Genomic DNA, 26,037 nt, shown 5'->3' on the forward strand with positions numbered 1-26,037 from the left:
GCTCGGGCCGAAGCGTTACACGGTCACCTCGGTCTTCTTGCGCCGCAACCGCATCACCGCGGCCACCACCAGAATCACGGCCAGGATGCCGTAGGCGATGGCGGCGAACGGGCTCGCGACCAGCGCGGTGAGCGAGCCTTCGCTGATCTGCAACGTGCGGCGCAGCTGTTCCTCCGCCATCGGCCCGAGGATCATGCCCACGACCAGGGGCGCGACCGGATAACCGTGCCGCCGCATGAAGAACCCGGCCACCCCGATCACCAGCAGCACGATCAGGTCGTCCACCACGAAGTTGACCGCATAGGTGCCCAGTGCGGCGAACAACAGGATTCCCGCGTAGAGGTACGGCCGCGGGATCTGCAGCACCTTCACCCAGATCTTCACCAGCGGCAGGTTCAGCACGAGCAGCATCACGTTGCCGATGTACAGCGACGCGATCAACGCCCACACCATCGCCGAGTTGTTGGTGAACAGCAACGGTCCAGGCTGGATCCCATAGCTCTGGAACGCCGCCACGATCACCGCGGCTGTCGCGGTCGTCGGCAACCCGAGCGTCAGCAACGGCACCAGAACGCCTGCCGCAGCAGCATTGTTGGCCGCCTCCGGGCCCGCCACACCCTCGATCGCCCCGTGTCCGAACTCCTCCGGCCGCTTCGAGAGCTTCTTCTCGGCCGCGTACGACAGGAAGGTCGAGACGTCGGCACCACCGGCGGGCACGGTTCCGATCGGGAAGCCGATCGCAGTGCCGCGCAGCCACGGTTTCCACGACCGCGCCCAGAACTCGCGGGTCATCCACTTGCCGCCCACCGGCACGACCTCGATCGGCCCGTGCCGCAGCCTCGACGCCACGTACAGCGCCTCACCGACCGCGAACACCCCGACCGCCACCACGACCACGTCGATGCCGTCGGCCAGCGTCGCCACGCCCAGCGTGAACCGCTGCTGCCCGCTCAGCGTGTCCGTGCCGACCAGGCCGATGAACAGCCCGAGCCCCAGCGACGCCAGTCCGCGCACCGGCGACGAGCCGAGCAGCGCCGCCACGGTCGTGAACGCCACCACCATCAAAGCCACGTAGTCCGCGGGCCCGAGCGTCACCGCGATGTCCGCAATGGACGGTGCCAGCAACGTCAGCAGCACGGTCGCGATCGTGCCCGCCACGAACGACCCGATCGCGGCGGTGGCCAACGCGGCCGCGCCACGTCCGGCGCGGGCCATCTTGTTGCCTTCCAAGGCGGTCACGATGGAGGCCGACTCGCCGGGTGTGTTCAGCAGGATCGACGTGGTGGATCCGCCGTACATGCCGCCGTAGTAGATGCCCGCGAAGATGATCAGCGCCGCGGTCGGGTCGAGCGTGTAGGTCAGCGGCAGCAGCAACGCCACCGTCATCGCCGGTCCGATGCCCGGCAGCACGCCGACCGCGGTGCCGAGCGTGACGCCCAGCAACGCGTACAGCAGGTACACGGGTTGCGCGGCGGTCGCGAACCCTTCCAGGAGAGCGTTGAGGTCACCCATCGAGGAACGGCACCCCTTCGAAGATCCCGGCGGGCAACGACAGGCCCAGTCCGTACGAGAACACCACCTGCACGACCAACGCGAGCACCACCGCGATCGGCAGCGCGCGCCACCACACCGCGCCGAGCGTCCAGGCCGCGCCGAAGAACAGCACCGCCGCCGCGACCGGCCAGCCGACCAGTCCGATCAGCACCAGATGTGCGATGAGCACCGCGGCCAGCTTGGCGACGGTGACCCAGTCGGTGTGGACGTCGGCGTCGACGTCCTCGCCTTCCTCCGCCTGGCCGAGCTTGCCCCGAGCGGTGGCGATGATCGCCGCGATCCCCGTGGCGACGAGCAGAGCCCCTACAGCGTAAGGGAAAGCGCGCGGGCCGACCGCGTTGTCGTCACGTGCGACGATCGTGGTCGCGTCGACCAGGGTGAAGACCCCGATCGCCGCGACCAGACCACCGAACGCGTACTGCTCGACTTTTGCCGCAATCACTTCACGAGCCCGATGTTCTGCAGCGCCGGGCGGATGCGGCCGACCTCCTTGTTGAGGAACGTCGAGAACTCGCTGCCGCTGAGGAACGTGTCGGTCCAGCCCTTCTTCTTGAGCTCCTCCTGCCACTGCGGGCTCGCGTGCATGTCGGTGACGAGCTTCGTGAGCCTTTCCTTGGCCTCCGGCTTGATCCCGCCCGGCGCCACGACCCCGCGCCAGTTCGTCAGCTCGACGCCCAGGTTGAGCTCCTTGAACGTCGGCACCTTCAGCGTCGGGTCCTGGTTGGGCCCGGACGTGCCGAGCGCGCGCAGCTTGCCCGCCTTGATCTGCTCGCGGTACTCGCCGATGCCCGAGATGCCGGCGTCGACCTTCTTGCCGAGCAACGCGGCCAGCGACTCGCCACCGCCGGAGTACGGGATGTAGTTGAGCTTCGCCGGGTCGATGTCCTTCGCCTTGAGCAGCATCCCGGCGAGGATGTGGTCGGTGCCGCCCGCCGAGCCGCCGGTGATCGACACGCCCTTGCCCTTCTCGGCGATCGCGGCCAACAGGTCCTCGACGTCCTGGTACGGCGAGTCGGCGGGCACGACGAGCACCTCGTCCTCGGCGGTCAGCCGGGCGATCGGGGTCGTCTCCTCCATGCGCGCCGCCGAGTTGTTCGTCTCGACCGCGCCGACCATGACCAGGCCGGTGATCATCAGGAACGACTCGGACCGCTCGTTGGCGAGCTTTTGCAGGCCGACCGTGCCACCGGCGCCGCCGACATTGGTGACCTGCACGGATCCGGCGAGCTTGGCCCCGGACACCGCGGTCTGCATGGCTCGCGCGGTCTGGTCCCAGCCACCGCCGGGGTCGGCCGGAGCCATGATCTCCAGCTTGCCGATGCTGTCGCCGCCGCCGGAGGTCTTCTTCGCCGCCTGACCGCATCCCGCGAGCACCAGTCCGACAGCCGCGACCGCGGCCGCACGTCTCCAGCCTGCACTCATCGAGCACTCCTCCGCCTCGTTGCGAACGTTGGGCGGGAACGCTAGGTACCTGCGGGTCTCAAACCGGTGCATAGGTCGTAAGGGACGTATTGGTCGTTAAGTTCGTGACCCAGTTCACACGTGGTGCGTAAGAATGCCCCTCATGTTCCGCAGGTCGGTCTCGCTGGGCGTCTCGCTGCTGGTGTTGCAGGTGGTCATCGTGCTGATGACGACCTGTGCCGCCGGGCTGCTCGCGGCCAAGCTGCAGAGCGACCGCATCCGCGAGGCGTACAAGGACCGGATGCTGTCGGTGGCGGAGAGCGTGGCGCGGCTGCCGACGGTGGTGCAGGCGTTCGACTCGCCGGATCCGGCCACGACGATCCAGCCGCTGGCGGAGCTGATCCGCAAGGCGTCGCAGGTGACGTACGTGGTCGTGACCGATCGCAACGGGGTCAGGTATGCCCACCCCGATCCCAAGCGCATCGGCGAACGCGTGTCCACCGATCCGACGGCCGCGTTGTCCGGTGAGGTGTTCGTCGGCACCGAGACGGGCACGCTCGGGACGTCGTTGCGCGCCAAGGTTCCGGTGCGCGCGGCCGACGGGCGGATCATCGGCATGGCGTCGGTCGGCATCCTGGAGAGCCAGCTCGCGGACGACCTCGCCGAAGACCTGCCGGAGCTGATCGGCTGGCTCGCCGCCGCCGCGCTGGTCGGCGTGCTCGGAGCCGCGATGGTCACGCAACTGGTGCGGCGCCGCACGTTCCGGCTCGAACCCGCCGAGATCGCGCAGCTGCTGGAAACGCGGGACGCGATGCTGCACGGCATCCGCGAGGGTGTGGTGGCAGTTGATGATCGCGAACGGCTGGCGCTCGTGAACGACGAGGCGTTGCGGTTGCTGGGGTTGTCGGAGAACCCGACCGGGTTGCCTGCCGCGGACGTGCTCGACGAAGGACTGCTCGAACTGGCGCGGGCCGAGGACGACCTGGCGGACCGCCTGGTGCTGGCCGGGGAACGGGTGCTGGTCGCGAACCGGATGACGGCCAAGACGCACGATCGGGCAGTCGGTGTCGTGCTGACCTTGCGCGATCGAACCGAGCTCCACGACGCCTTGCGCGAGTTGGACGGCCAGCGCACCGTTACTGAGGTGTTGCGCGCGCAAGCCCACGAGTTCTCCAACCACCTCCACGTCATCGGTGGCCTGCTGGAGCTGGATCGGAGAACCGACGCCGTCACCTACATCGAACGCGTTGGCGGGGCCGGATCGATCACCGCGGACATCATCGACGGTGCCAACGCCGATCCGGCGCTGGCGGCGTTGCTGCTGGCCAAGTCCTCCACCGCGCACGAACGCGGGGTGGAGCTGAGGCTGGACCCGGACAGCGCGGTGGACATCCGGGCGGGCGACGACGCGTTGACCGTGCTGGGCAACCTCGTGGACAACGCCGTGGACGCCGCGGAGACAGGTGGCACCGTGCGGGTGCTTGTTCGCTCGTCGGCACAAGGAGTGCGGATGGTCGTGGACGACGACGGATCCGGGGTGGCCGAGTCGCAACGCGGCCGGATCTTCGACCTGGGCGTGAGCTCCAAGGGCGCCGACCGGGGGATTGGACTCGCACTGGTGTCGAGGGTCGTGACCCGGCGCAGCGGCCACGTGGCGATCACCGACTCGGAGCTGGGCGGCGCGTCGTTCGACGTGTGGCTGCCGGAGACGGGGAACCGATGAGCGTGCGGACCCTGGTCGTGGACGACGACTTCGCCGTGGCCGCCATTCACCGCGGGTTCCTGGAGGCGATGCCGGGGTTCGAGGTGGTCGGTGAGGCGCACGGCGGCGGTGAGGCGTTGCGTGCGGTCGAAGCGTTGCGGCCGGACCTCGTGCTGCTCGACATCCACCTGCCGGACATGTCCGGGCTGGAGGTGCTGGCGCGGTTGCGTGCCCGCAGCGGTCCACCCGTGGACGTCATCGCGGTGACTGCCGCGCGCGAACGGGAAACCGTGCGGCAGGCGATGTCGCGCGGAGTCGACAACTATCTCGTGAAACCGTTCACGCGCACGGCTTTCCTCGATCGGATGCGCGAGTACCTGGCCCAGCGGACCGAGGTGCAGCGGCTCGGTCAGGTGCTGGACCAGGCCGACGTCGACCAGCTGATGCACCACCGCCCGCGGGTGGTGCTGCCCAAGGGACTTTCCGCCGTGACGCTGCGGCTGGTGACGGATGCGTTGAAGGACAGCGAGGCCGACCTGTCGGCGCAGGAGGTCGGTGACCGGGCCGGGTTGTCGCGGGTCAGTGCGCGGCGGTACCTGGAGCACCTGGTGACCATCGGGATGGCGGAGGTGCAGCCGCGGTACGGCATGGCGAACCGGCCCGCGCACGGTTACCGGCTGACCTGAGCGAGCAGCCGGCCCACCAGCTGATCGGTGACGATCAGTCCGGCGATGGCCGCGCCGAGTGCGATCGGCCCGAAGCGGTTCAGGCCGAAGGCGGCGATCACGGCGAACGTCAGCGTCGCCGGCGCGGACCGCAAGGCGCCGCGCACCAGGGTCTCCGCGGCGGGGAAGCCCGAGCGGTGGTGGGTCGACGACGCGAGGATCGTCAGCACCACAGGGATGCACGAGAGCAGACCTGCCAGTTGCGGCCCGAGAAACCGTGCCACCACAGCAAGTCCGGCCAGCACGGTCACCGTGACGAGCACTCGTACCGGTGCGTCCCAGCGCGGTGCGGGTGAGGGCTCGGCGGGTCCTGGTGCCGGCCATGTCACGAGTCCCGCGATCACCGCCGCCAGTGCGACCACTGCCGCTGTCCACGGGGAACTGTCGGCCGCGAACGAGAACGCCGCCGCGGCGACGACCAGCGCGACCACGACAGCGGCCGGCGGGGTGCGCACCCAACGGCCGAGCCTCCCGTACCCGAGGCAGAACGCGACGAACACGAGTTGTCCGGCGACGACCCCGCGTGCCGCGTGTGCTGCGGCTTCCGCGCCGTCGAGCATCAGCAGTGCCAGCAGCAACGGCAGGGTGGTCGTCGGGAAACCGGCCAGCCGCCCGCCCAGGCGGTGCCCGAACCTGCGTTGGACGACGGTGAGCATCGGGATCGTGAACACGGGCAGGACCAGCGGAAACAGCAGAACCTCCATGGTCAGAACATTTCCACGGAGCGCGGCGAAATTGGCTCGGAAATCCGCCTCATCTGGTGAGATTGGCCGAGTTTTCCTCGTCACTTGCGTTGTGCTGCCGAGTTCTTCACGATGAGGCGGTGGACGCGATCGACCGCGAGCTGGTGCGACTGCTGGAACGGGACGCCCGAGCCTCCTACAACGAGCTGAGCACGCAGGTCCGCCTGTCCGCCAACACCGTGGCGGACCGGGTGCGCCGCCTGCGTGCCTCCGGTGTGATCAGCGGGTTCCGGGCCGAGATCGACCCGGCCGCGCTGGGCAGGGGCCTGAACATGGTCAGCGACATCCGCCTGCGCGAGGACGCCGACCGCGGCCTGTTCGAACGGGCGCTCCAGCGCCTGCCGCAGGTGGTGTCCGGCGCCAGGATGACGGGGGAGTACGACTACCAGATCCGGATGGCCTGCGTGGATCCCGCGGAGTTCGAGACCGTGGTCAACCAGCTCAGGCAGGACCACGGGGTGCGGGAGATCCGCAGCCGGCTGGTGTTGCGCGACATCGCCGTCAACACCAGCGATCTGCTCGACCTCAGCTGACCTTCACGTCCCAGTCGATGCGGTAGTTCTGGTCCTTGGTGAAAGCCTTGGCCCCGAAGGTCTTCATGACGAGCGGCATGAGCAGGCGGGTGATCGGGCCCATGCCTCGCTTGTCGCTGTTGGTCTTGGCCGCGCGTGCCGCAATGCGTTCGACCCGCGGCCTGCGCAGTTGTTCGTAGGTCGCGAAAGCCGTTGGCAGGTCGGGGATGTCACGCAGGCAGCGGGCGAGCTGGAGCGCGGACTCGGCGGCGAGCGAGGCGCCCTGGCCGGAGCTGGCGCTCGGGGCGTGGGCGGAGTCGCCGACCAGGACCATGCGGTCGCGGTACCAGTGCGGCACGCTCGGCATGATCTCCAGCGGGCCGGCCGCGACAGCCTCCGTGCTGTGTGCCAGAAGTTGTTTCGCGGGCATGTCGTCGCCGTACGCCTCGCGCAGCCGGTCCAGCCACGGCACTTCGGTCTTCTCGTCCGGGTTCTCGACCGCGAGGTTGTTGAACCAGGCCACGGTGCCGTCCGGCAGTTCCCAATAGCCGAGGAACGAGTTGCCGAACACGAAGTACATCGTCTCCGGGTCGCCGTGCACGCCGCTGTTCACAGCGTACGAACCGAAGCCGAGCAGACCGACGTACTCCGGTCGCGGGGCTTGGGGGTCGATGATCGTGCGCACTCTCGAACGGATGCCGTCTGCGCCGATCAGCACGTCGCCCGTCTCGGCGCTGCCGTCCGAGAACGTCGCGGTGACACCGTTCTCGTGGTTCTCGACGTCCACGAGCCGCTTGCCGTACTCGACCTTGATCTGGTGCGCCGTTGTGAGTTCGCGCAGCCGTTTGTAGAGCTCGGCCCGCGTCACGACCCGGCTGACGTCTCCGGTGATGCGACCGAGTGTGCGGCCCTTGGCATCGGCCATCACCATGTGGCGCAACGGTTCGCCGAAGTCCGGTTCGAGCCCGACCAGCTGCAGCGCGGCGAGTCCGTTGGGCGCGACGGTGAGCATGCCGCCGACGCCGTCCGCGGTCGTGTCGTACGCCTCGAAGACCGCTGATTCGATGCCGGCCTTCTGCAGGGCGAGCGCGGTGACCGGTCCCGCGATGCCGCCCCCGATGACTAACGCCTTCATTGTTCCCTCCCGAAGAATTGCCGCCACCGGTGCTGGTAGTCGGCCTTCGCCAGTTCCCCCGTGAGCTTGTCGACCAGCTTGAGTTCGGCTTCCAGCACCGCGACCCGGTAGTCCTCCTCGACGAGGAAGATCCACTCGACGCCGTCGCCCGTTGCTTTGGCGACCAGCGCGTGCGTCTCGTCGATGTCCTTCTTCAGTGCGGCGGCGCGGGATTGGAGCAGCTCCACCGCTTCCGCCGGGTCGAGCACGGAGATCAACGACAGCGCCACGCCGAACTGCGGGTACTCGTGCACCGGGTCGCGGACCAGTTCCCGCATCCAGTCGTGGAGCTCCGCGCGGCCCTCGTCGGTGAGCGCGTAGACCGTGCGCTCCGGCCGTTGGGTGTCCTTGACGGTCTCCTGCTCGGCGACGAACCCGGCCTTCCTGAGCTGCTCGACGACCATGTAGAGCGAGCCGCGATTGAACTTGATGTTGCGGTCCTTGCCCGTGTCCTTGAGCTGTTTGCCCAGCTCGTAGGGGTGCATGGGGCCCATCACGAGAAACGCCAGCACGGCCAGGGCCAGCGGGTTCGACACCTTGCGACGCACGTTCCGACCTCCTTGGTCAGTCTCAACTATCCGACTCTGACTAGTCGATGTCAACTATTGCCTGAATTGGTCTATACCTCGTATTGACCGGGACAGTTCCCGGTTCCAGACTTGGCTCTACAGGCCGCCTCCCTGCACCGGAGGTTCGGCATGCGCAGAAACCTCTCCAGAAAGATCCTTCCCCTCCTCGCCGCTCTCGTGACCACCGCCGGACTCGTCGTGGTCGCGCTCGTGCACCCGTCACCGTCCGCAGCCGCCGGGAACGAGGACTGTCGTCCGGACGGCCTCTACCGCACGCCTGGCGTCGACACCCCGTACTGCACCGTCTACGACACGGCCGGCCGCGAGAAGATGGGCGACAAGTCCCGTCGCGTGATCGGGTACTTCACCAGCTGGCGCACCGGGAAGAACGGCGCACCCGCGTACCTGGCGAGCAACATCCCGTGGACCAAGGTTACGCACCTCAACTACGCGTTCGCGAACATCGGCACGGACAACAAGATCTCGGTCGGGCCCGCGGGGGCGAACAACGCGTCGACCGGCATGGAGTGGCCGGGCGTGCCGGGTGCCGAGATGGATCCTTCGTTGTCCTACAAGGGGCATTTCAACCTGCTGACCAAGTACAAGAAGCAGTACCCGAACGTGAAGACACTGATCTCGATCGGTGGCTGGGCCGAGACGGGCGGGATCCTGAACCCGGACGGCACCCGCAACGCCACGGGTGGCTTCTACAAACTCGCGCAGTCGCAGACGTCGATCAACACGTTCGCCGATTCAGTCGTGGCCTTCTTGCGGCAGTACGGGTTCAACGGCGCGGACATCGACTACGAGTACGCGACGTCGAACAACTACGCCGGAAACCCCGACGACTTCTGGATCTCCAACGCGAACCGCGGCACGTTGTGGACCGGCTACGAGAACCTGATGAGGACGTTGCGCGACAAGCTGGACCGCGCGGGCGCGGCTGATGGCAAGCACTACCTGCTGACGGCGGCGGTTCCGGCGTCCGGCTGGTTGTTGCGCGGCCAGGAGGTCTACGGCGTCACCCGTTACCTCGACTACGTCAACATCATGAGCTACGACCTGCACGGCGCGTGGAACCACTTCGTGGGCCCGAACGCCGCGTTGTACGACAACGGTCAGGACGCCGAGCTCGCGCACTGGCAGGTGTACACGACACCGCAGTACGACGGGCAGGGCTATCTCAACACGGACTGGGTCTACCACTACTTCCGCGGTGCCATGCAGGCCGGGCGGATCAACATCGGCGTCGGCTTCTACACGCGTGGCTGGAGAGGCGTGACCGGTGGTACGAACGGGCTGTGGGGTACCGCCGCCTTGCCCAACCAGGCGCAGTGCCCGCCCGGTACCGGCGGAACCGTCGGGTCGACCGTCCCCTGCGGCAACGGCGCGATCGGCATCGACAACCTGTGGCACGACGAGCTCAACGGCATGGAGGTGCCGTCGGGCGTGAACCCCATGTGGCACGCCATGAACCTGCAGAACGGCATCACGCCGGACTACCTCACCAAGTACGGCCTCGACCCGGTCAACGACCCGAACGACCGGCTCACCGGCACCTACGCCCGCAACTACAACAGCACGCTCGTCTCGCCGTGGTTGTGGAACAGCACCAAGGGCGTCTATCTGTCCACTGAGGACGACACGTCGATCGCTGCCAAGGCCAGCTATGTGGCCAGCAAGGGCATCGGCGGCGTCATGATCTGGGAGCTGGCGGGCGACTACGCCTACGACAGCGCCAAGTCGCAGTACTACATCGGTGACACGCTGGTCTCGAAGATCAACGACGGTCTGCGTGGTGCGGCGCCCTACGGTGCGTCGAAGGCCGGTCGCACGATGCCTTCGACCGTGTTGAACGCCAGCGTCAGCCTGAGCGGTTTCGCGTTGGGCGACAACAACTACCCGATCAACCCGACCATGCGGATCACGAACAGCTCGACTGTCACGATCCCTGGTGGCACGCGCATCGAGTTCGACTACGGCACGAGTGCGCCGGGCAGCATGACCGACCAGTCCGGGTTCGGGCTGGCGGTTTCCACGCGTGGTCACAGCGGGCCGAACGTCGGCGGGCTGCGCGGCGACTTCCAGCACGTCGTCGTGACGCTGCCGTCGTGGCAGACCATCGCGCCGAACGCGTCTGTGGACGTCCGGCTGAACTACTACATGCCGATCTCGTCGCCGTCGAACTTCACGTTCACCTTTGGCGGCACCAGCTACGTCATCTCGGGTGACCAGCCGCGTGGCAGTGGCACCCCACCGACGTCGACGACAACCTCCACCACCACATCGACAACTACAACTACGACAACCACGACTACCACGACGACGAACCCCGGTGGCAGCGCGTGGGCACCGAACACCTACTACGCCACCGGCGCACAGGTGACGTACGGCGGTGCGACCTACCGCTGTCGTCAGGCGCACACGTCGCTGACGGGCTGGGAACCTCCGAACGTCCCGGCGCTGTGGGAACGAGTCTGAGTACCTGTTCCGTTCTTCGGGTCTGCTGCATCGAGTAGCCCGTCGCAGGGAGCGCCCCCTTGCTAGCTTCGGCGGGCAAGGGGGCGTCTTATGCGCGAATCAACGGAGTTCGTCGAGGCAGCGGCCGCGTTGAGGCCAGTGCTGGCACGGGAGCAGGCAGCCGGTGACCGCGACCGGCGGCTGACCGGCGAGGCGATGGCGGCGATGCGGGACGCCGGGATGTTCCGGATGTTCGTGCCCGAGTCGCGGGGTGGCCTGGAACTGGGGCTGCGGACCTCCGTGGACGCACTGGCGGCGCTGGCGCACGGCGATCCGTCGGCCAGCTGGGTCGTGATGATCCTGGGCGCGGCCGATCTGGTGGTTGCCCAGATGTCCGCCGAGGCGCAGCAGGAGATCTACGCGGACGGCCCGGACACGCACGTCTGCGTCGTTCTCACTCCACATGCGACAGCCGAGCGCGTCGACGGCGGCTGGCGGATGTCCGGTGAGTGGTTCCCGGCTTCCGGCTGCCTGCACTCGTCGTGGGGCGTGTTCGGATTTCCCGTCGCGGAAGGGGATGCCGGTGTGGCCGCGATTCCGTTCAGCGAGCTGCGGATCAAGGACACCTGGCACACCGTCGGCATGCGCGCCACCGGCAGCAATCTCGTGGTGGGCCAGGACGTCTTCGTGCCCGACCACCGCGTGCTGCGGCTGCGCGACGCGATCACGGGTCCGTTGGGATCGGGTGCCCGGTTCCGGTCGGCACTGCTGCCGACCGTGCTCACGTACATGATCGGCACGTACCTCGGGATGGCCGAGGCCGCGCTGGACCACGTGATGTCCAAGGCGGACAAGCGTCCCGTCTCGTTCACGACCTACCAGCGGCAGAGCGACTCGCCGGCGTTCCAGATCGCGATCGCCGAAGCGTCCGCCAAGATCGACGTCGCCCGGCTGCTCGCCCACTCGTGTGCCTCGGTGATCGACGATCACGCGTTGGCCGACGACTTCCCGGACTACACGACGCGCGCACGGCACCGCCTGCACGTCACCCACGCAGTGCGGCAATGCGGTGAGGCGCTGGAGATGCTGGTCTCCGCACACGGCGCGGCGGCTGTGGCGGAGTCCAGTCCTCTCAGCGTTCTGCTGCGCGACATGCAAACGGGGCTGCGGCACGCGATGATCAACCCGTCGTGGAACATGGAGGCGTGCGGCCGCGCGTTGCTGGGCGTGGAACCGAACATCACGCCCCTCTTGTGAAGGTTTTCGGCCACTTGTGAAGGTTTTCCCGCACCTGGTCGTCGCCGTGCCATGATCGGTCTCATGAGAATTGGGGGCAGGATTTTCGTTGTGGTTGCTGCGCTTGCGGGCCTGGTGGGCTGTGGAGCGCGTCCTGAGGCGGCACCCGTGCCGCAGCCGGTCGCGTTGAGCACGCCGACCACGGGCGAACCGTCGTGCGACACCGGGCTGCAGTTCAGGATGACCACCGGCGACTCGGCGATGGGTCTGCGCATCCGTGGCATCGAGGTGCTCAACTGCGGCACGGAACCGCTGGAGCTCAACGGATACCCGCAGGTGAAGCTGTTCGACGAGGACCGGCAGCAGTTGGACGTCCAGGTCCTCGACGGCTCCGGCGGCATCTCCAGGGTCGACGGTTTCGACGACCCGCCGCAGCCGATCGTGGTGCAGCCGGGCGAGAGCGCGAAGAGCGCGTTCATGTGGAAGAACACCAACACCTCCATCGACCCGCCGCAACTCGCCAGGCACGCCGACTTCGCGGCGGCGCCGGGCGGCACGTTCCAGCCGCTGCTGACCTCGGACGGCAGGGACCTCTACATCGACCTGGGCAGCACCGGACGCATCGGCGTCCGCGCCTGGTACCGGTAGTGGCCGAGCTGCGGCGCGCGACCCCGGCGGACGCTCCGGCGGTCGCCAGGATCTGGTATCCGGGCTGGTGCGACGCGCACCTGGGCAACGTGCCGCAGCAACTGATCGACGCGCGCCCTCGTGAGTCGTTCGAGCCACGCGCGTTGGAGCACGTCCACCACACCACGGTCGCGACGGTGAACGGCGAGGTCGCCGGGTTCGTGATGGTCGTCGGAGACGAGGTCGAGCAGGTCTACGTCTCCGCCGACCATCGCGGCTCCGGCGTCGCCTCCGCTCTTCTCGCCGCCGCCGAACAGGCCGTGGTGGCCAACGGACATTCGGTCGCGTGGCTGGCAGTCGTCGCGGGAAACACGCGAGCACGGCACTTCTACGAGCGGCAGGGCTGGACCGACGAGGGTCTGTTCGACCACCAGGCACCCCATCCGGACGGTCCCATCCCGGTCCCGGCCCACCGCTACACCAAGCTGTGTCGGCCGTGTTAATTCTTCATGCGCGCCAGCGTTTCCGTGTTCTGATGGCGACATGTCGACCGCCGCACTCCTGAGCTTCACGCTCGTCGCGCTGCTCACCGTCATCACGCCGGGCCTGGAAACCCTGCTGGTGCTGCGCACGGCGGTCCTGGTGGGCCGCCGAGCCGCGATGGCCGTGGTGCTCGGCAGCACCCTGGGCTGCCTGGTCTGGGCGACCGCGGGCCTGATCGGTCTCACCGCCCTGCTGCAGGCATCCGAACTGGCCTACGACATCGTCCGCTGGCTCGGCGCCGCGTACCTGATCTACCTGGGCGCCAAGGCGTTGTGGACCTCCCGCCGTCCGGCGCCGATCGACGAGCCCGCACCTGTGCCGTCCGCACGCGCGGCGATCCGGGTAGGACTCCTCACCAACCTGCTCAACCCGAAGCCGGGCGTCTTCTACATCTCGCTGCTCCCGCAGTTCCTCCCGGTGGGCCGACCGGAGTGGGGCGCCGTCCTGGTGGCGATCCACCTGGGAATCGGCCTCCTGTGGTTCCCGATCCTCATCACCGCGGCCGGCCGCGCCCGTGCTTTCCTGCTCCGCCAGCGAACTCTGCTCGACCGCCTCTCGGCCAGCGCCTTGATCGCGTTCGGCCTCAAAACGGCAGCAGACGCCCGCTAGCCAAAAACTGTCAGACCCACCCGCTATTGTTGATATTGGGGGAACCCGGCCTGGCTCGTGTGTGTGGTTGCGTGCCACGGGCGTGATGCGCGATTTCGCCGATGCGTCCGAATCAGGTTGATGGCGTCAGCCCAGCTCACCGCGTGCCGGTGTCAGTGGCCGACTGGTGCCAGGCGGCCAGCGCCCCCCGGTTCGGCAGGCCCAGCTTCGCGCGGATGTTGACCACGTGCCGGTCCGCCGTCCGCGGCGAGATGAAGAGCCGCGCTCCGATCTGCGTCGAGGTGAGCCCCTCCGCGACGAGCCCGGCGATGGTGAACTCCTGCTTGGTCAGCCCACCGGGCAACGTGGGCTTGACCGGCTTGCGCTCGGAGTCCGGCACCGGCTCGAGCGCGAACTCCATCGCCTGCTCCTGCCGCAGGTCCGCGCCCAGCGTCATGATCACCTGATAGTCGTCGCCCAACGCGCGGCGCACGGTCCGGTCGGCCCGTTCCAGCATCTTCTGGAACGGCTTCATGCTCCCGAACGAGATCCGCGAAACCCGTTCCTGCGACCGCAGCGCGCCCAGCAACCGCGCCGCGCGGTCGTGCGCGCCCAACTCCGCGCACGTGCAGGCGAGCAACCACAGGCTGTACGCGGGACCCCAGGTGTCACCGAGCACCAGCTGGATGCGCAACGCCTCGACCGCCAGCGGGTGCACCAGCGCCGGATCGCCGTGCAGCAACTCGTAAAGCGCCTGAAGCCACAGCCCCCACGCGTGCGACCAGCCGACGCCGTTGCCCTCCGCCAGCCTGATCAACCCGGTCGTGGCCTTGTCCGCGGCCTCCGCGTCCATCAGGAAACACGTCGCCATCGCGTGCATCAGCTCGGTGATGTACGTGTCTCCCGGCGATGCGTACTCACGGGACAGTTCGACAGCGCGCGCGTACAGCGGCACACAGTCCGATGAGCCCTCCACGTAGAAGAGGTTCGTGGCCTCGACGAACACCAGATGCACGTCGGTCATCCGCATCCGCGGCAACGCGCGCGCCTCGTCCAGCAACGGAATCGCTGCCGACATGTCTCCTTGCGCCTGCGCCAGGTACGCGCAGTGCGCCAGCAACGACGTTCGCAACGGCGGCTCGGTGATCACCTTGCGCGCCAACGCGAGCAGGTCGCACGCCTGCCCGAGAATGCCGGCGAACGACGTGAAACGGCTCCGCTGCACGTTCATCGCCATCACGGTGCCGGTCTCGGCGAGGTCGGCAGTGCCGAGCGCGTACCCGACGGCGGCGCGGATGTTCGGCCACTCCTCCCGCAGCCGCGCCATCCACAGCGCCTCGTCCGGCGAGAACCACGAGCGCGCCGCCTCGTCCACGAACTCGCCGTAGTGCAACACGTGCCGCCGCAACGGTTCGTGCTCCTCCGCGAGCAGACGCGCACCGAACTGCGACACGGTGTCCAACAACCGGTAGCGCGTCCGTCGCGTGACCGGACTCGTCGTCGCCACCACGATCGACTTCCGCACCAGCGCCGACAACGACGCCGGCACGTCCCCGCCCGCCACCGCCTCCGCCGCGGCCAGATCGAAGTCCGCCGGGAACACCGACAGCGTCGCCCACAGCCGCCGCTCCTCGTCCGTGCACTGCCGCGCCGCCCACTCGAACGCCCGCTCCAGCGTGACGCGGTGCGTGCCCCCGGCCAGCTGCTCCAGCACGTCCGTCAACGACATCTCGGCCACGCGCGCCGCCGCCAGTTCGATCGCGAGCGGCAGCCCGTCCAACGCCCGGCACAACGCACCGGCGTCAGGCAGATCAACGTCGCTCAACACCGCCCCGGCCGTCTCCGCGCGCTCCAGGAACAGCTGCACCGCGTCCTCGCCCAACGACGGCACCCACAGCAGATGCTCGCCGTACATGCCGAGCTGCTCCCGCGACGTCGTGAGGATCGTCAGCCCCTCGCAGTCGCGCAACAAGTGGTGCACCAGGCGCCGCACCGGCTCCAGCAGATGCTCGCAGTTGTCCAGCACGAGCATCAAATGCTTGTCGTACAACGACTCCACGAGCCGCCCGAGTCCCGCGTCAGGCGAGTTGTCGACGATCCGCAACTCCGCCGCGACCGTCCGCGCCAGCAACGCCGGATCCTTGAGGTCCGCGAGCGGCACCACCCACACCCCGTGCTGGAACACCCCAGCCCGTGCCACGGCCCGCCCGGTCTCCACGGCGATGCGCGTCTTGCCGACACCGCCCGCACCGACCAGCGTGACCAGCCTGGCTTTGCCGAGGAGCGCCTCGGTTTCGGCGAGCACCGCCCGGCGTCCGATGAACGTCGTGGTCTGGGCAGGCAGATTGCCCCGCACGGTCATCGGCGCATCTTCGCTCAGCGACGGTCAGCCGTGACCACGAGGATCACGTCACCACCCTTTCGGCCTAGCGGGTTCGACCGTGCGTGGTCGCGCGCCCATGGCCGATCAGGACGGGGACGCAGGGGCTGGCGCCGGCATGTCCGGGTGTGCGTGCCGCTGTGCTCGTCGGCCACCCGGCGAGACCCCAGGTCCGACACCGATTCTCCCCTGGAAGGCAAAGGCGGATGACGAGGTCCTCCGCTCGTGAGTGCGCGCTCGCGTCGATCAGGACGTGGATGTGGAGCTGGCGTCAGCGGTCACCGGTCGAAGCCCAGGCTGACGCCACGATCCACCCACCGCTGACGCGCCCGCAACCTCAGCGCGTGCTCACGCGCTCCCGAGTCCGAATGATCATCTTGCTCGCGAGCCGGATTCCCTGACGCGCGTTGAGATGCGGCAGGTAGGCGCGGCTCACCGCGTTCGCGATGCGGGGCAGCGCGGCCGAGTCCGGGTAGGCCATGAACATCGGGCGGTAGGACGGCTGGAACTTCGCCTTGAACGCGAACAGCGAGCGGAAGCCGTACACCGGCTCCAGCACCTGGCCGGTGAAGTCGAGGACGCGTTGCAGCGCCCTGGGGCGTTCGCCGCGGTCCAGGCGGGCCAGTGGCGCGCCGGACAGGCTCAGGAACCGGGCACCCTCGGTCTGAAGTTGTTGTGCGGCAGAGGCGATCAGGAACTCCATCGAGCCGCGGAAGCCGTTCGCGCGGCGGCGCATGAAGTCGAGCGTGTACCCGATGACCTCGCCGTCGGCGTACACCGGCAGCCAGCTGGTGATGCCGTGCACGGTGCGGTCGCCGTCGACCGCCAGCAGGCAGCGGACACCGTCGCCGGCCAGCTCCTCCAGGCCGCCCAGCGTGAAGCCCATCTCCGGCAGGCCCTTCTCGGCCACCCACTCCGCCGAGATCGAGCGGATCTGGTCCGTGATCGCGTATGGCGCGTCAGCGTACGTGCACCACTCGGCCGTGATGCCGGCCTTCGCGGCCTTGTTCAGGGCCGTGCGCACGTCCTGCCACTTCTTGCCGGTGAACGCCAGTGTGTCCAGTTCGATCACGGTGTCCTCGGCGACCTGCACCGCCGACCACCCGAGACCTTCCACCGCCTCCCTCGTCTCCGCGCCCACGCTGTACAGGCACGGCGTCCACCCGTTGCGGGCGCAGAACTCCGCGAACCCGCGCACGGCGTCGACCCGCGCCGGGCCGATCGGGTCGCCGACCGTCAGCGCGATCGTCGCCACCACCCGGTACGCGATGGCGTTCTCCCCGTCCGGGGTGAACCAGTACTGGTTGCCGCGCCACGTCGTCATGTACGACAACGACGAACCGCCGTAGCGCCGCATCAGGTCGCGAGCGTGCGCCGCCTCCTTCTCGCACGACGACGGCCACGAACGCCACGACGCCATCAGCAGACCGGCCAGCACGATCAGCCAGAACACCACGCCCGTGTACTCGAACAGCAGCGTCCCGACGAACCCCTCCGCGGAGAACTGCAGCGGCACCAGGCCGGGCAGGTAGCCCGGCGGCAGGAACCGCGTAGGCAGGTCCGCGAGCAGCTCGGCGAAACCCGGCTCCGGCGAGAACTGGTCGCGGACCAGGTATCCACCGAAGACGTACAGCGCCGACAGCAACGCCACGCTGCCCAGCGTGAACCGCCAGAACTTCCGGACGGCATGCCGAGGCAGACGCACGGCGAAGTGCCTGCGCGTCAGCAACAACACCACGGTGATCGCGAGCGGTGCGAGCATCGGGACGCTGTAGGAGAACACGACCTCCAGCGCGCCGATGTCCGGGATCCGCGCGGCGTCCACGACGTACCACCCGATGAACGCGGAGTACGCCACGTTGCACACCAGCGCCGACCACCACGCGAACCGCCGGCCCCGCCGCAGCCCCTCCGCCAGCACGAGGAGCAGCAACGCCGGCAGCAGTGACATCACGAACGCGGGGAACCTGCCGTACGACAACTGGATCATCATCGTCCGGCACAGCTCGACCGTGTCCGAACCGCCGCACACCGCGTCGACGTCCTCCTGCGAGGGCTGCACGACCGCCACGACGTCCGCGAACCACCACAGGGGGCCGTTGGGGAACGGCGACATCATCGACACCACCGGCCCGAGAGCCGACGCCGCGAGCAGCAACGCCACCAGCACGCGGGTCTCCTGGAACGAGCGCTGAACGCGTTCAGCGCCGCGCTTCAGGAACAACGCCCCGATCAGCAGTCCGGCCACGCCACCGGACAGCCGGAGCACGTCTTCCAGCCAACCCGAGTACAGCGTAAGGACCAGCACCGACAAGATCATCAACAGCCGGACGCGGCGCCTCCACAACGGCGGCAGCCGGAAGGTCAGCGCGAGCGCCAGGCCCACCCCGCCGATCGACGGCCCCGCCGCGACCTCGCCCACCAGCGACTCGAGCCACGACCAGTGCACGTCCCGCCCGAGCAGCACCACGCCGAGCCCGAAGAACGAGCCCAGCACGTGCGACGTCAGGAAGATCGCCGCCGTCCGCAGCGTGCCGAACGACCGCTCCGCCAGCGGCCCGAAGACCAGCAGCAGCACCGTCGTCGCCACGTACCCCAGCAGGTCCATCGACCACAGCGCCGAGCTGAGCACCGTCCACAGCGGAGCGTCGGTGCCGAACCCGACCAGCCCGAGCAGCTCGTCGCTCGCACCGCCGACCGCACCGGTGAACGCCCCGACGGTCCAGAAGACGATCAGGAACGTGCACGTCAGAGGTGCGCTGCGGAACAACCTGCCGATCAACTGGCCAGCCCTGCTCGTCGCGCGAGCCGCGGCAGAGACCCGTAAAAGCCCTCCCGTGCCATGTTCCAGTCGTGACCCGACGGCGTTTCTTTCCACTGCATGTCCATTCCAGCCTTGCGGCAGGCCTCGTACACCTCGGCGTCCGCTTTGCGGTACGTGGCGTCGTCGCGGCCCGCGACGATGGTGCCCGCGGTCTGCGGGAAGCGTTGGCGCGCGAGGATGTCCATCGGGTTGACCCGGTGGAACGCGGCCTCGTCGCCGCCGAAAGCCGCCTTCACGGTCTCCTGGCGATTGCTGAGCGACGGCTCAGGTTGAGGAGCGAGGGCGATGAAGTTTCCGTACACGTCCGGCGCGCGCACGGCGAGCTGCACCGAGCACGTGGCGCCGTGGGAGAAGCCCGCGATGGTCCACGCCTCGCGGCGCTCGTCGACGGTCAGCCGTTGCTTGAGCCACGTCGGCACGTCGCGTGCCAGGTACGTCTCCGACTGCCCCAGCGGGGAGTCGACGCACAGCGGGTTCGCCGTCGCCGCACCGAGCTGGTCGGCGACCACGACGATCGGCGCGAGACCCGCGTGATCGCGCGCGTAGGCGTCCATGTTGTCCGTGATCCGGCCGCCGTCGAACCAGTCGCGCGGGTTGCCGGGCTGACCGGCCAGCAGCACGATGACGGGCAGCTTCGGCCGCGGCGTCGCGTGGTAGGCGGGCGGCAGGTAGATCCAGGCCGGACGCGCCGGAAAACCACCGGGGATGGCGGTCTCGGACACCGTGCCCTTGTCCGGCAGGTCCGCGGGTTTCTTCCACACGTCCATGAGCGTCTTGCCGGGAGGCACCTCGATCACGCCGGACGGGGGAGGCGAGGCCTCGTGCAGGTCGACCCGGTCGTTCCTGAAGACGTCCAGCACCGCGCGCGCGGTCGGGTACTGGCCGAAGTGCGCGTTGGTGGCGACCATGGCGCTCGCGGTGACGCCCAGCGCCAGCACCACGTTCAGCACGCTGACGTACCACCTCGCCGAACGCAGCCGGACGGCCGCCAGCGACAATGCGGTCAGGGCGGCCCCGGCCCAGATCGTGAGGATCACCGGCAACGGTTCCGGCCAGGGCTTCCACACGTGGTCGACCACGTAGCTCAGCGCGAACACGACCACGACGCACGCCAGCACCACGATCGGGAGAACCCTGGTCCACCAGGTCCGGTTCTTCCTGATCGCGAGGTATGTCAACGCGCCAACAGCGGCAACGGTCGCGGCGGTCGGGATCGGCCCGTGTAGCAGGGTCAGATCCAGGGGGTTGAGCATGCCTCTATTTCATCAGCAGATCTTCAGGTCCACATCGGAGTTTGGTTGTGATTCACAGCTGTGAACATCAGCCTTAAGAATGACAACCACTCAGCCGGTTGGCGCGTCTCGCCATGCCTTCGTCAGCACCCGCAACGCGTCGGGGTGCTCGGCGATCTCCGCGGCCCGGGGCAAATCGGACTCCGCCATCCCCAGTTCCCGCAGTGACGTGACTGCTCCGAACCTGGTGGCGGTGTCGTGGATGCGTCCGGCCAGGTCGGCGGGCGCCGTGTGGGAGAGCAACGCCGCGTGCGTCGCCGCATGGGGTAAACCGAACGAACCGCCCAGAACGTGCGCGAGCTTGTGGTGCAGCCCCATCGGAACGCCGGCGAGACAGGTGCCCGCGAGCCAGGCCGACTGGAGCAGCTCGGTCCGCGCATCCACAGTGGACGGATTTCCGCCCAAAGCGTGCAAAATGCCGTCGATCGCCTTGGTCGCGATCGCGTCGATCAGCGGGTTCTCGTTGCCCCTCGCGGTGACGGCGTGCGCGAGAGCGTTGAGCGCGCTTGTCACCGTGACGTCCAACGGCAGGTCCAGCGTGAGGTCGACGTCGTAGATCACCGTGTCCGGCTGGACCGCCGCGTCGCGCCGCGTCTTCTTCAGCCCCGACGCCGTCTCGCCGAGCACCGGCGTGACCTCGGAACCCGCGTAGGTGGTCGGGATGATGATCTGCGGCACGCCCGCGCGCACTGAGAGCGCCTTCGCGAGCCCGGTGCTCGACCCGCCGCCGACCGACACCACGCAGTCCGCGCCGTGCTCGCGCAACAACGCGAGCGCGCGCTCCGTGACCTCGACCGGGGTGTGCATCGTCGCGCCGGTGAACCGGGCGGCGAGCAGCGGACCGAGCTCGGCCGCGACCTTGTCACCGCCGTGCCGGGCGATCAGCAGCACTCGCGTGGCGCCGAGCCGCTGACACTCGTCGCGCACGGAGGCGGCGGTGCCGCGCCCGAAGACGACACGGGTGCGCGCCGGTTCGAAGGTGAAGCTCACGAAGGTCGAATATTCGCCACCGGGCGTAGTGGCCGCAACCGCTGAGGGTCAATCCTTTCGGCTCTGACGGGTGGCATCGTCACTCCTTAGCGTGAAACTCTATGAAGCGTGTTCGTGTTGTAGTGGCGTTAGCAGGGGCCCTGACCCTGACGCCAATCCCTGCCACAGCGGCGACACCGGCGTTCTCCCTGTCCGGCGGCGTGTCCGCGCCGATCCACTCGATGGCCGACGCGGTCCGCGAGACCGTCTACGTCGACACCGGCCTCGATCTGGACGGCGACGGCACTCCCGACCGGGTGACCGCGGACATCATCAGACCCTCCACGACCGGGCGCGTGCCCGTGATCATGGAGGCCAGCCCGTACTACCAGAGCACGGGTCGCGGGAACGAGTCCGAGATCAAGACCTACGACTCCGCCGGCGTGCCGGTGAAGTTCCCGCTCTTCTACGACAACTACTTCGTGCCGCGCGGCTATGCCGTCGTGCTGGTCGACTTCCTCGGCACGAACCGGTCGCGCGGCTGCGTCGACGTCGGCGGCCAGTCGGAGATCACCTCCGGCACCGCCGTGATCGACTGGCTGAACGGCCGGCGCACCGGCTACACCACCCAGACCGGCTCGACGACGAAGACCGCCTCCTGGTCGACCGGCGCCGTCGGCATGATCGGCAAGTCCTGGGACGGCTCGGTCGCGAACGGCGTGGCGGCCACCGGGGTCGACGGGCTGAAGACGATCGTGCCGATCGCGGGCATCAGCTCCTGGTACGACTGGTTCCGCTCGGACGGCGTCTCGTTCACCGGCTTCGGCACGCCGACCAGCCTGGGATCGGGGTTCGAGAACTCCAATGCGCGCTCACGGTGTGGTGCGGTGCGCACGCAGATGACGAACGGCGCTCCGTCCAACGGCGACTACACGGCGATGTGGCAGGCACGTGACTTCGTGCGCAACGCCTCGCGCGTGAAGGCGTCGATCTTCGCGATCCACGGGCAGAACGATCTCAACGTCAAGACGGTGCAGTTCGGCCAGTTCTGGGACGCGGTGCCCGCGTCGGTGCCGAAGAAGCTGTGGTTCTCGCAGACCGCGCACGTCGACCCGTTCGACTTCCGGCGTGGTGAGTGGGTCTCGACGCTGCACCGGTGGTTCGACCGCTGGCTGCTGAACGTGCCGAACGGCATCGAGAACGAGCCTCAGGTGTCCGCAGAGCGCGCGCCGGACCAGTGGGCGGACGACCAGACGTGGCCGCCCGCGGGGACCGTCAGCACCGTGCTGCGCCCCTCTTCTTCGGGTCTCGGCACGGCACCTGGCACCGGTACGACCGCGTTCACCGACAACGGCAGCGGCACCCCGTCGAACTGGCTGTCCGGCTCGAACACCGGCCGGGCGATCTACTCGACGGCGGCGCTGACGTCGGACCTGCGCATCGCGGGCACGTCGTCGATCACGGTGGGCGTGTCGTCGTCGACGCCGACCGCGCACCTGACGGCATACCTCGTCGACTACGGCCCGGCTCGGGTGCGGACCGGTGAGGGCATCCGGACCCTGACCACCGAGTCGTGCTGGGGTGAGAGCCGTACCGGCGATGACGCCTGCTACCGCAACACGGAGGCAACGGCCGGCGACGTCGACGCGCAGGTCATCGCACGCGGATGGGCAGATCTCGCGAACTACGCGTCTCTCTCCACCCCGCGCACGATCACGCCGGGAACCAAGTACCGCATGACGTTCCGACTGTCCACAACGGACCATCTGCTCCCTGCAGGACACCGGCTGGGTCTGCTGATCGCCGGAACGGACTCGAGTGCGACCGCCAAACCGAGCCAGCTGCCGAGGCTGACCTACGACCTGGCGGACACGTCGGTGCGGATCCCGATGCGGGGCTCGGTGCCGTCGGCATCCGCTGACGCGCTCACCGCGTTCAGCGTTTCCGCAGGTACGAAGGGCGAGCTGGGCTAGCGACCCGGACTGTCGGTGCTGCTCGCTAGCATCGGCGGCATGGGTTCAACAGGCGGTGTTGCTCTCGGAGACGCGCTGCAGGTTCTGCAGCGCGTCTTCGGGTACCCCGAGTTCCGCGGCGACCAGGCCGACATCGTCGAGCACGTGATCGCGGGCGGCGACGCGCTCGTGCTGATGCCGACCGGCGGCGGCAAGTCGTTGTGCTATCAGGTCCCCGCCTTGGTCCGCCGGGGCACCGGCGTGGTGATCTCGCCGCTCATCGCCCTGATGCAGGACCAGGTCGAGGCCCTGCGCGCCGTCGGCGTGCGCGCGGGCTTCCTGAACTCCTCGCTGTCGTGGGACGAGCGGCGCATGGTCGAGGCCGAGTTCGTCAACGGCGAGCTCGACCTGCTCTACCTGGCTCCGGAACGCTTCACGTCCGAGGCCACCCTGCGGCTGCTCGACCAGGGCGAGATCGCCCTGTTCGCGATCGACGAGGCGCACTGCGTCTCCCAGTGGGGCCACGACTTCCGCCCGGACTACCTCTCCCTGGCCCAGCTGCACGAGCGCTGGCCCAAGGTCCCGCGCATCGCCCTCACCGCCACCGCGACGGACGCCACGCGCAAGGAAATCCTCACGCGCCTCGACCTGGGCGAGGGTCGCCAGTTCGTTTCGAGCTTCGACCGCCCGAACATCCAGTACCGCATCGTCGCGAAGAAGGAACCCAAGAAGCAGCTCCTGGACCTGCTTCGCACCGAGCACGACGGCGACGCCGGCATCGTCTACTGCCTCTCCCGCGCCTCCGTCGAGAAGACCGCCGAGTTCCTGGTGGCCAACGGCATCAAAGCCCTCCCGTACCACGCGGGCCTCGACGCCCAGACCCGCCAGCGCAACCAGGCCCGCTTCCTCCGCGAGGACGGCCTGATCATGGTCGCCACCATCGCCTTCGGCATGGGCATCGACAAACCGGACGTCCGCTTCGTCGCCCACCTCGACCTCCCCAAGTCGGTCGAGGGCTACTACCAGGAAACGGGCCGAGCGGGCCGCGACGGCCTCCCGTCCACCGCCTGGCTCGCCTACGGCCTCAGCGACGTCGTGCAGCAGCGCAAGATGATCGAGTCGTCAGAAGGCGACCTGGCCTTCCGCCGCCGCTCCCAGGCTCACCTCGACGCGATGCTCGCCCTCTGCGAAACCATCACGTGCCGCCGCACGATGCTGCTCGACTACTTCGGCCAGACCGGCGTCCCCTGCAACAACTGCGACACCTGCCTGACCCCACCGGAGTCCTGGGACGGCACGGTCGCAGCCCAGAAGATGCTCTCCACGGTCTGGCGCCTGCGCAAGGAACGCAACCAGAAGTTCGGCGCGGGCCAGTCCATCGACATCCTCCTGGGCCGCAAGACCGCCAAGGTCATCCAGTTCGACCACGACCAGCTCAGCACCTTCGGCCTCGGCGAGGACCTGAACGAAAGCGAGTGGCGAGGCGTGGTCCGCCAACTCCTGGCCCATGGCCTCCTGGCCGTGGAAGGCGAGTACTCCACCCTCGTCCTCACCGAAGCAAGCTCGGAAGTCCTGAGCCGCAAACGCGAGGTCCACCTCCGCAAGGACCCGGCCCCGACCCGCTCGACCACCCGAGCAGCCGCCTCAGGCGCCGCCGCCAAGCAAAAGGTCGACCTCACCCCGGAGGCCACCCCGCTCTACGAGACCCTGCGCGAATGGCGAGCCCAGCAATCTCGCGAACAAGGCGTCCCGGCCTACGTCATCTTCCACGACGCCACCCTGAAGTCCATCGCCGCCAGCCGCCCCTCGTCGCTGTCCGCTCTGGGCGCCGTGAGCGGTGTGGGCCAAGCAAAACTCGCCAAGTACGGCGACCAGATCCTCGAAGTCGTAGCAGGCGGCACCCCCACCTCAACCGCGCCACCCGCCACCACCGAAGAGCCTTCAAAACCCAAGTCCAGGCCCAAATCCACCCCACAGGGCGCCGCAGCCTGGGGCTCCACCACCGCCGACGAAGACGAGTGGCCGACCCCAGAAGAACCAGACGAGCCAATGGACTGGTAACCCCGCCCGCCCCCCGCCCCCGCACGCGCTAGATCTCGCGAGGCCGCAGGCGAGCGGTGATGACCGACGTGTTCGGCGTCAACGTGCCCATGCTGCAAAGCGATTGGGCTTGACTCCGGGCGCCCCGGCAAGCCGACCATCGCACGGCGCGCAAGCGGCCACCCCGGCTCAGGTCACCTTTTCAATCTGCGCCCTCTTGATCAGATTCTTCCCCGACTCCCCAACCGCCCCGAAAGCCGCGCTGTTCAACACCACACACGCAGACCCAACTCCGACAATCCGAAAGATCGCCTGCTTCCCGTTGTCCAAGTTGGTGACCCGCACCGAAGTCCCCACCGGCAACGAAGACGAAAAGGCCCCAGGCGCCCCACCAACAGCCGACAACCCCACAGTCGCCCCATCGCAAACAACCTGCCCGACCACTCCCGTAGGCCGAACCCGCGACGACGAGGACAAAGCAGGAGCACGAACCGGCGCAGGAGCATTCCCCACGATCTCCACCCGAACCCGCCGGAGAACGCTTTCCGCCCCACCCCGCGCGGACTCCGGCGTCTGCAGCAAATCGAACGCCGCCGTGTTCAGCGCGGCACATCCGCGAGAAACCCCAGCGACCGCAATGGTCGCAGCCCGCCCGTTGGCGAGATTCGTGATTCGCAAGGACGTCCCGACCGGCAACTGATCCGACAACACCCCGGCAGCACCAGCCGAGTCGACCAGCGTCAGCC

The 26,037-nt window shown here is 68.4% G+C and carries 20 protein-coding genes; 10 read left to right on the forward strand and 10 right to left on the reverse strand.

Translation table 11 applies throughout. The annotated features are described in order from the left end of the window. Nucleotides 1-15: 15 nt before the first annotated feature. From ABZX92_RS08025 to ABZX92_RS08035, 3 genes are read right to left on the reverse strand one after another with little or no spacing between them, the layout of a single operon-like run. Nucleotides 16-1,512 (reverse strand): tripartite tricarboxylate transporter permease, encoded by a 1,497-nt coding sequence (locus ABZX92_RS08025; RefSeq protein WP_355555258.1) that lies wholly within the window; start codon nt 1,510-1,512, stop codon nt 16-18. Beyond that, nucleotides 1,505-1,996, reverse strand: coding sequence for a tripartite tricarboxylate transporter TctB family protein (locus ABZX92_RS08030; RefSeq protein WP_355555260.1), 492 nt, complete (start codon nt 1,994-1,996; stop codon nt 1,505-1,507). Before ABZX92_RS08030 ends, ABZX92_RS08025 begins: the two co-directional genes overlap by 8 nt. Further along, complete coding sequence (locus tag ABZX92_RS08035; protein WP_355555262.1) at nt 1,993-2,976, reverse strand: tripartite tricarboxylate transporter substrate binding protein; 984 nt, start codon at nt 2,974-2,976, stop codon at nt 1,993-1,995. The genes ABZX92_RS08030 and ABZX92_RS08035 overlap by 4 nt, the downstream gene beginning before the upstream one ends. A 142-nt stretch (nt 2,977-3,118) precedes the next feature. On the opposite strand from ABZX92_RS08035, the gene ABZX92_RS08040 reads away from it, so the two are divergent. After that, nucleotides 3,119-4,678, forward strand: coding sequence for a sensor histidine kinase (locus ABZX92_RS08040; RefSeq protein ID WP_355555264.1), 1,560 nt, complete (start codon nt 3,119-3,121; stop codon nt 4,676-4,678). Continuing rightward, nucleotides 4,675-5,343, forward strand: a complete 669-nt coding sequence (locus tag ABZX92_RS08045; RefSeq protein ID WP_355555266.1) for a response regulator — start codon at nt 4,675-4,677, stop codon at nt 5,341-5,343. Before ABZX92_RS08040 ends, ABZX92_RS08045 begins: the two co-directional genes overlap by 4 nt. On the opposite strand, the gene ABZX92_RS08050 is transcribed toward ABZX92_RS08045, so the two are convergent. After that, entirely contained in the window at nt 5,328-6,086 is a 759-nt protein-coding gene (locus ABZX92_RS08050; RefSeq protein WP_355555268.1) for a hypothetical protein, read from the reverse strand. The genes ABZX92_RS08045 and ABZX92_RS08050 overlap by 16 nt on opposite strands. Before the next feature lie 119 nt (nt 6,087-6,205). Here ABZX92_RS08050 and ABZX92_RS08055 point away from each other — a divergent pair, with 119 nt between their 5' ends. Continuing rightward, entirely contained in the window at nt 6,206-6,658 is a 453-nt protein-coding gene (locus ABZX92_RS08055; protein ID WP_355555270.1) for an Lrp/AsnC family transcriptional regulator, read from the forward strand. Here the strand turns inward: ABZX92_RS08055 and ABZX92_RS08060 are convergent. After that, a complete protein-coding gene (locus ABZX92_RS08060) occupies nt 6,651-7,772 on the reverse strand; it encodes an NAD(P)/FAD-dependent oxidoreductase (RefSeq protein ID WP_355555272.1) in 1,122 nt (373 codons plus the stop codon). The genes ABZX92_RS08055 and ABZX92_RS08060 overlap by 8 nt on opposite strands. Continuing rightward, the gene (locus ABZX92_RS08065) at nt 7,769-8,359 is read right to left on the reverse strand and encodes a PadR family transcriptional regulator (RefSeq protein ID WP_355555274.1); all 591 of its coding nucleotides are present in this window, start codon (nt 8,357-8,359) and stop codon (nt 7,769-7,771) included. Before ABZX92_RS08065 ends, ABZX92_RS08060 begins: the two co-directional genes overlap by 4 nt. A 150-nt stretch (nt 8,360-8,509) precedes the next feature. Here ABZX92_RS08065 and ABZX92_RS08070 point away from each other — a divergent pair, with 150 nt between their 5' ends. The 5 genes from ABZX92_RS08070 to ABZX92_RS08090 all read left to right on the forward strand — a co-directional run bounded on the left by ABZX92_RS08070 (nt 8,510) and on the right by ABZX92_RS08090 (nt 13,855). Further along, nucleotides 8,510-10,861, forward strand: coding sequence for a glycosyl hydrolase family 18 protein (locus tag ABZX92_RS08070; protein WP_355555276.1), 2,352 nt, complete (start codon nt 8,510-8,512; stop codon nt 10,859-10,861). Between the two features lie 90 nt (nt 10,862-10,951). Continuing rightward, entirely contained in the window at nt 10,952-12,097 is a 1,146-nt protein-coding gene (locus tag ABZX92_RS08075; protein WP_355555278.1) for an acyl-CoA dehydrogenase family protein, read from the forward strand. 90 nt (nt 12,098-12,187) lie between these two features. Further along, entirely contained in the window at nt 12,188-12,724 is a 537-nt protein-coding gene (locus tag ABZX92_RS08080; protein WP_355555280.1) for a DUF4232 domain-containing protein, read from the forward strand. After that, the gene (locus ABZX92_RS08085) at nt 12,724-13,206 is read left to right on the forward strand and encodes a GNAT family N-acetyltransferase (protein ID WP_355555282.1); all 483 of its coding nucleotides are present in this window, start codon (nt 12,724-12,726) and stop codon (nt 13,204-13,206) included. Before ABZX92_RS08080 ends, ABZX92_RS08085 begins: the two co-directional genes overlap by 1 nt. Before the next feature lie 40 nt (nt 13,207-13,246). Next, nucleotides 13,247-13,855: a LysE family translocator gene (locus ABZX92_RS08090; RefSeq protein ID WP_355555284.1), complete on the forward strand. Its 609-nt coding sequence runs from the start codon at nt 13,247-13,249 to the stop codon at nt 13,853-13,855. A 136-nt stretch (nt 13,856-13,991) separates the two neighbouring features. On the opposite strand, the gene ABZX92_RS08095 is transcribed toward ABZX92_RS08090, so the two are convergent. From ABZX92_RS08095 to ABZX92_RS08110, 4 genes are all read right to left on the reverse strand, one after another. After that, nucleotides 13,992-16,196, reverse strand: coding sequence for a LuxR C-terminal-related transcriptional regulator (locus tag ABZX92_RS08095; RefSeq protein ID WP_355555286.1), 2,205 nt, complete (start codon nt 16,194-16,196; stop codon nt 13,992-13,994). Nucleotides 16,197-16,551: 355 nt separating this feature from the next. Further along, complete coding sequence (locus tag ABZX92_RS08100; protein ID WP_355555288.1) at nt 16,552-18,996, reverse strand: rhomboid family intramembrane serine protease; 2,445 nt, start codon at nt 18,994-18,996, stop codon at nt 16,552-16,554. Beyond that, nucleotides 18,993-20,291 (reverse strand): alpha/beta hydrolase-fold protein, encoded by a 1,299-nt coding sequence (locus ABZX92_RS08105; RefSeq protein ID WP_355555290.1) that lies wholly within the window; start codon nt 20,289-20,291, stop codon nt 18,993-18,995. Before ABZX92_RS08105 ends, ABZX92_RS08100 begins: the two co-directional genes overlap by 4 nt. A 90-nt stretch (nt 20,292-20,381) precedes the next feature. Then, nucleotides 20,382-21,320 carry a maleylacetate reductase gene (locus ABZX92_RS08110; RefSeq protein WP_355555292.1) on the reverse strand — a complete coding sequence of 313 codons (939 nt, stop codon included), beginning with the start codon at nt 21,318-21,320 and terminating at the stop codon, nt 20,382-20,384. 101 nt (nt 21,321-21,421) lie between these two features. On the opposite strand from ABZX92_RS08110, the gene ABZX92_RS08115 reads away from it, so the two are divergent. Next, a complete protein-coding gene (locus tag ABZX92_RS08115; protein ID WP_355555294.1) occupies nt 21,422-23,272 on the forward strand; it encodes a Xaa-Pro dipeptidyl-peptidase in 1,851 nt (616 codons plus the stop codon). Between the two features lie 39 nt (nt 23,273-23,311). After that, nucleotides 23,312-25,312 (forward strand): DNA helicase RecQ, encoded by a 2,001-nt coding sequence (gene recQ / locus ABZX92_RS08120; protein ID WP_355555296.1) that lies wholly within the window; start codon nt 23,312-23,314, stop codon nt 25,310-25,312. Nucleotides 25,313-26,037: the final 725 nt, after the last annotated feature.

This window comes from Lentzea sp. NPDC006480, assembly GCF_040611995.1.
In the GTDB taxonomy this organism is placed as follows: Bacteria; Actinomycetota; Actinomycetes; order Mycobacteriales; family Pseudonocardiaceae; genus Lentzea.

Excerpts from the sequence above, each read along its gene's own strand:
- ABZX92_RS08040 (WP_355555264.1), top strand. The coding sequence starts at position 3,119 with ATGTTCCGCAGGTCGGTCTCGCTGGGCGTCTCGCTGCTGGTGTTGCAG.
- ABZX92_RS08105 (WP_355555290.1), bottom strand. The coding sequence starts at position 20,291 with ATGCTCAACCCCCTGGATCTGACCCTGCTACACGGGCCGATCCCGACC.
- ABZX92_RS08025 (WP_355555258.1), bottom strand. The coding sequence starts at position 1,512 with ATGGGTGACCTCAACGCTCTCCTGGAAGGGTTCGCGACCGCCGCGCAA.
- ABZX92_RS08060 (WP_355555272.1), bottom strand. The coding sequence starts at position 7,772 with ATGAAGGCGTTAGTCATCGGGGGCGGCATCGCGGGACCGGTCACCGCG.
- ABZX92_RS08090 (WP_355555284.1), top strand. The coding sequence starts at position 13,247 with ATGTCGACCGCCGCACTCCTGAGCTTCACGCTCGTCGCGCTGCTCACC.
- recQ (WP_355555296.1), top strand. The coding sequence starts at position 23,312 with ATGGGTTCAACAGGCGGTGTTGCTCTCGGAGACGCGCTGCAGGTTCTG.
- ABZX92_RS08070 (WP_355555276.1), top strand. The coding sequence starts at position 8,510 with ATGCGCAGAAACCTCTCCAGAAAGATCCTTCCCCTCCTCGCCGCTCTC.
- ABZX92_RS08045 (WP_355555266.1), top strand. The coding sequence starts at position 4,675 with ATGAGCGTGCGGACCCTGGTCGTGGACGACGACTTCGCCGTGGCCGCC.
- ABZX92_RS08035 (WP_355555262.1), bottom strand. The coding sequence starts at position 2,976 with ATGAGTGCAGGCTGGAGACGTGCGGCCGCGGTCGCGGCTGTCGGACTG.
- ABZX92_RS08115 (WP_355555294.1), top strand. The coding sequence starts at position 21,422 with ATGAAGCGTGTTCGTGTTGTAGTGGCGTTAGCAGGGGCCCTGACCCTG.
- ABZX92_RS08075 (WP_355555278.1), top strand. The coding sequence starts at position 10,952 with ATGCGCGAATCAACGGAGTTCGTCGAGGCAGCGGCCGCGTTGAGGCCA.
- ABZX92_RS08095 (WP_355555286.1), bottom strand. The coding sequence starts at position 16,196 with ATGACCGTGCGGGGCAATCTGCCTGCCCAGACCACGACGTTCATCGGA.
- ABZX92_RS08050 (WP_355555268.1), bottom strand. The coding sequence starts at position 6,086 with ATGGAGGTTCTGCTGTTTCCGCTGGTCCTGCCCGTGTTCACGATCCCG.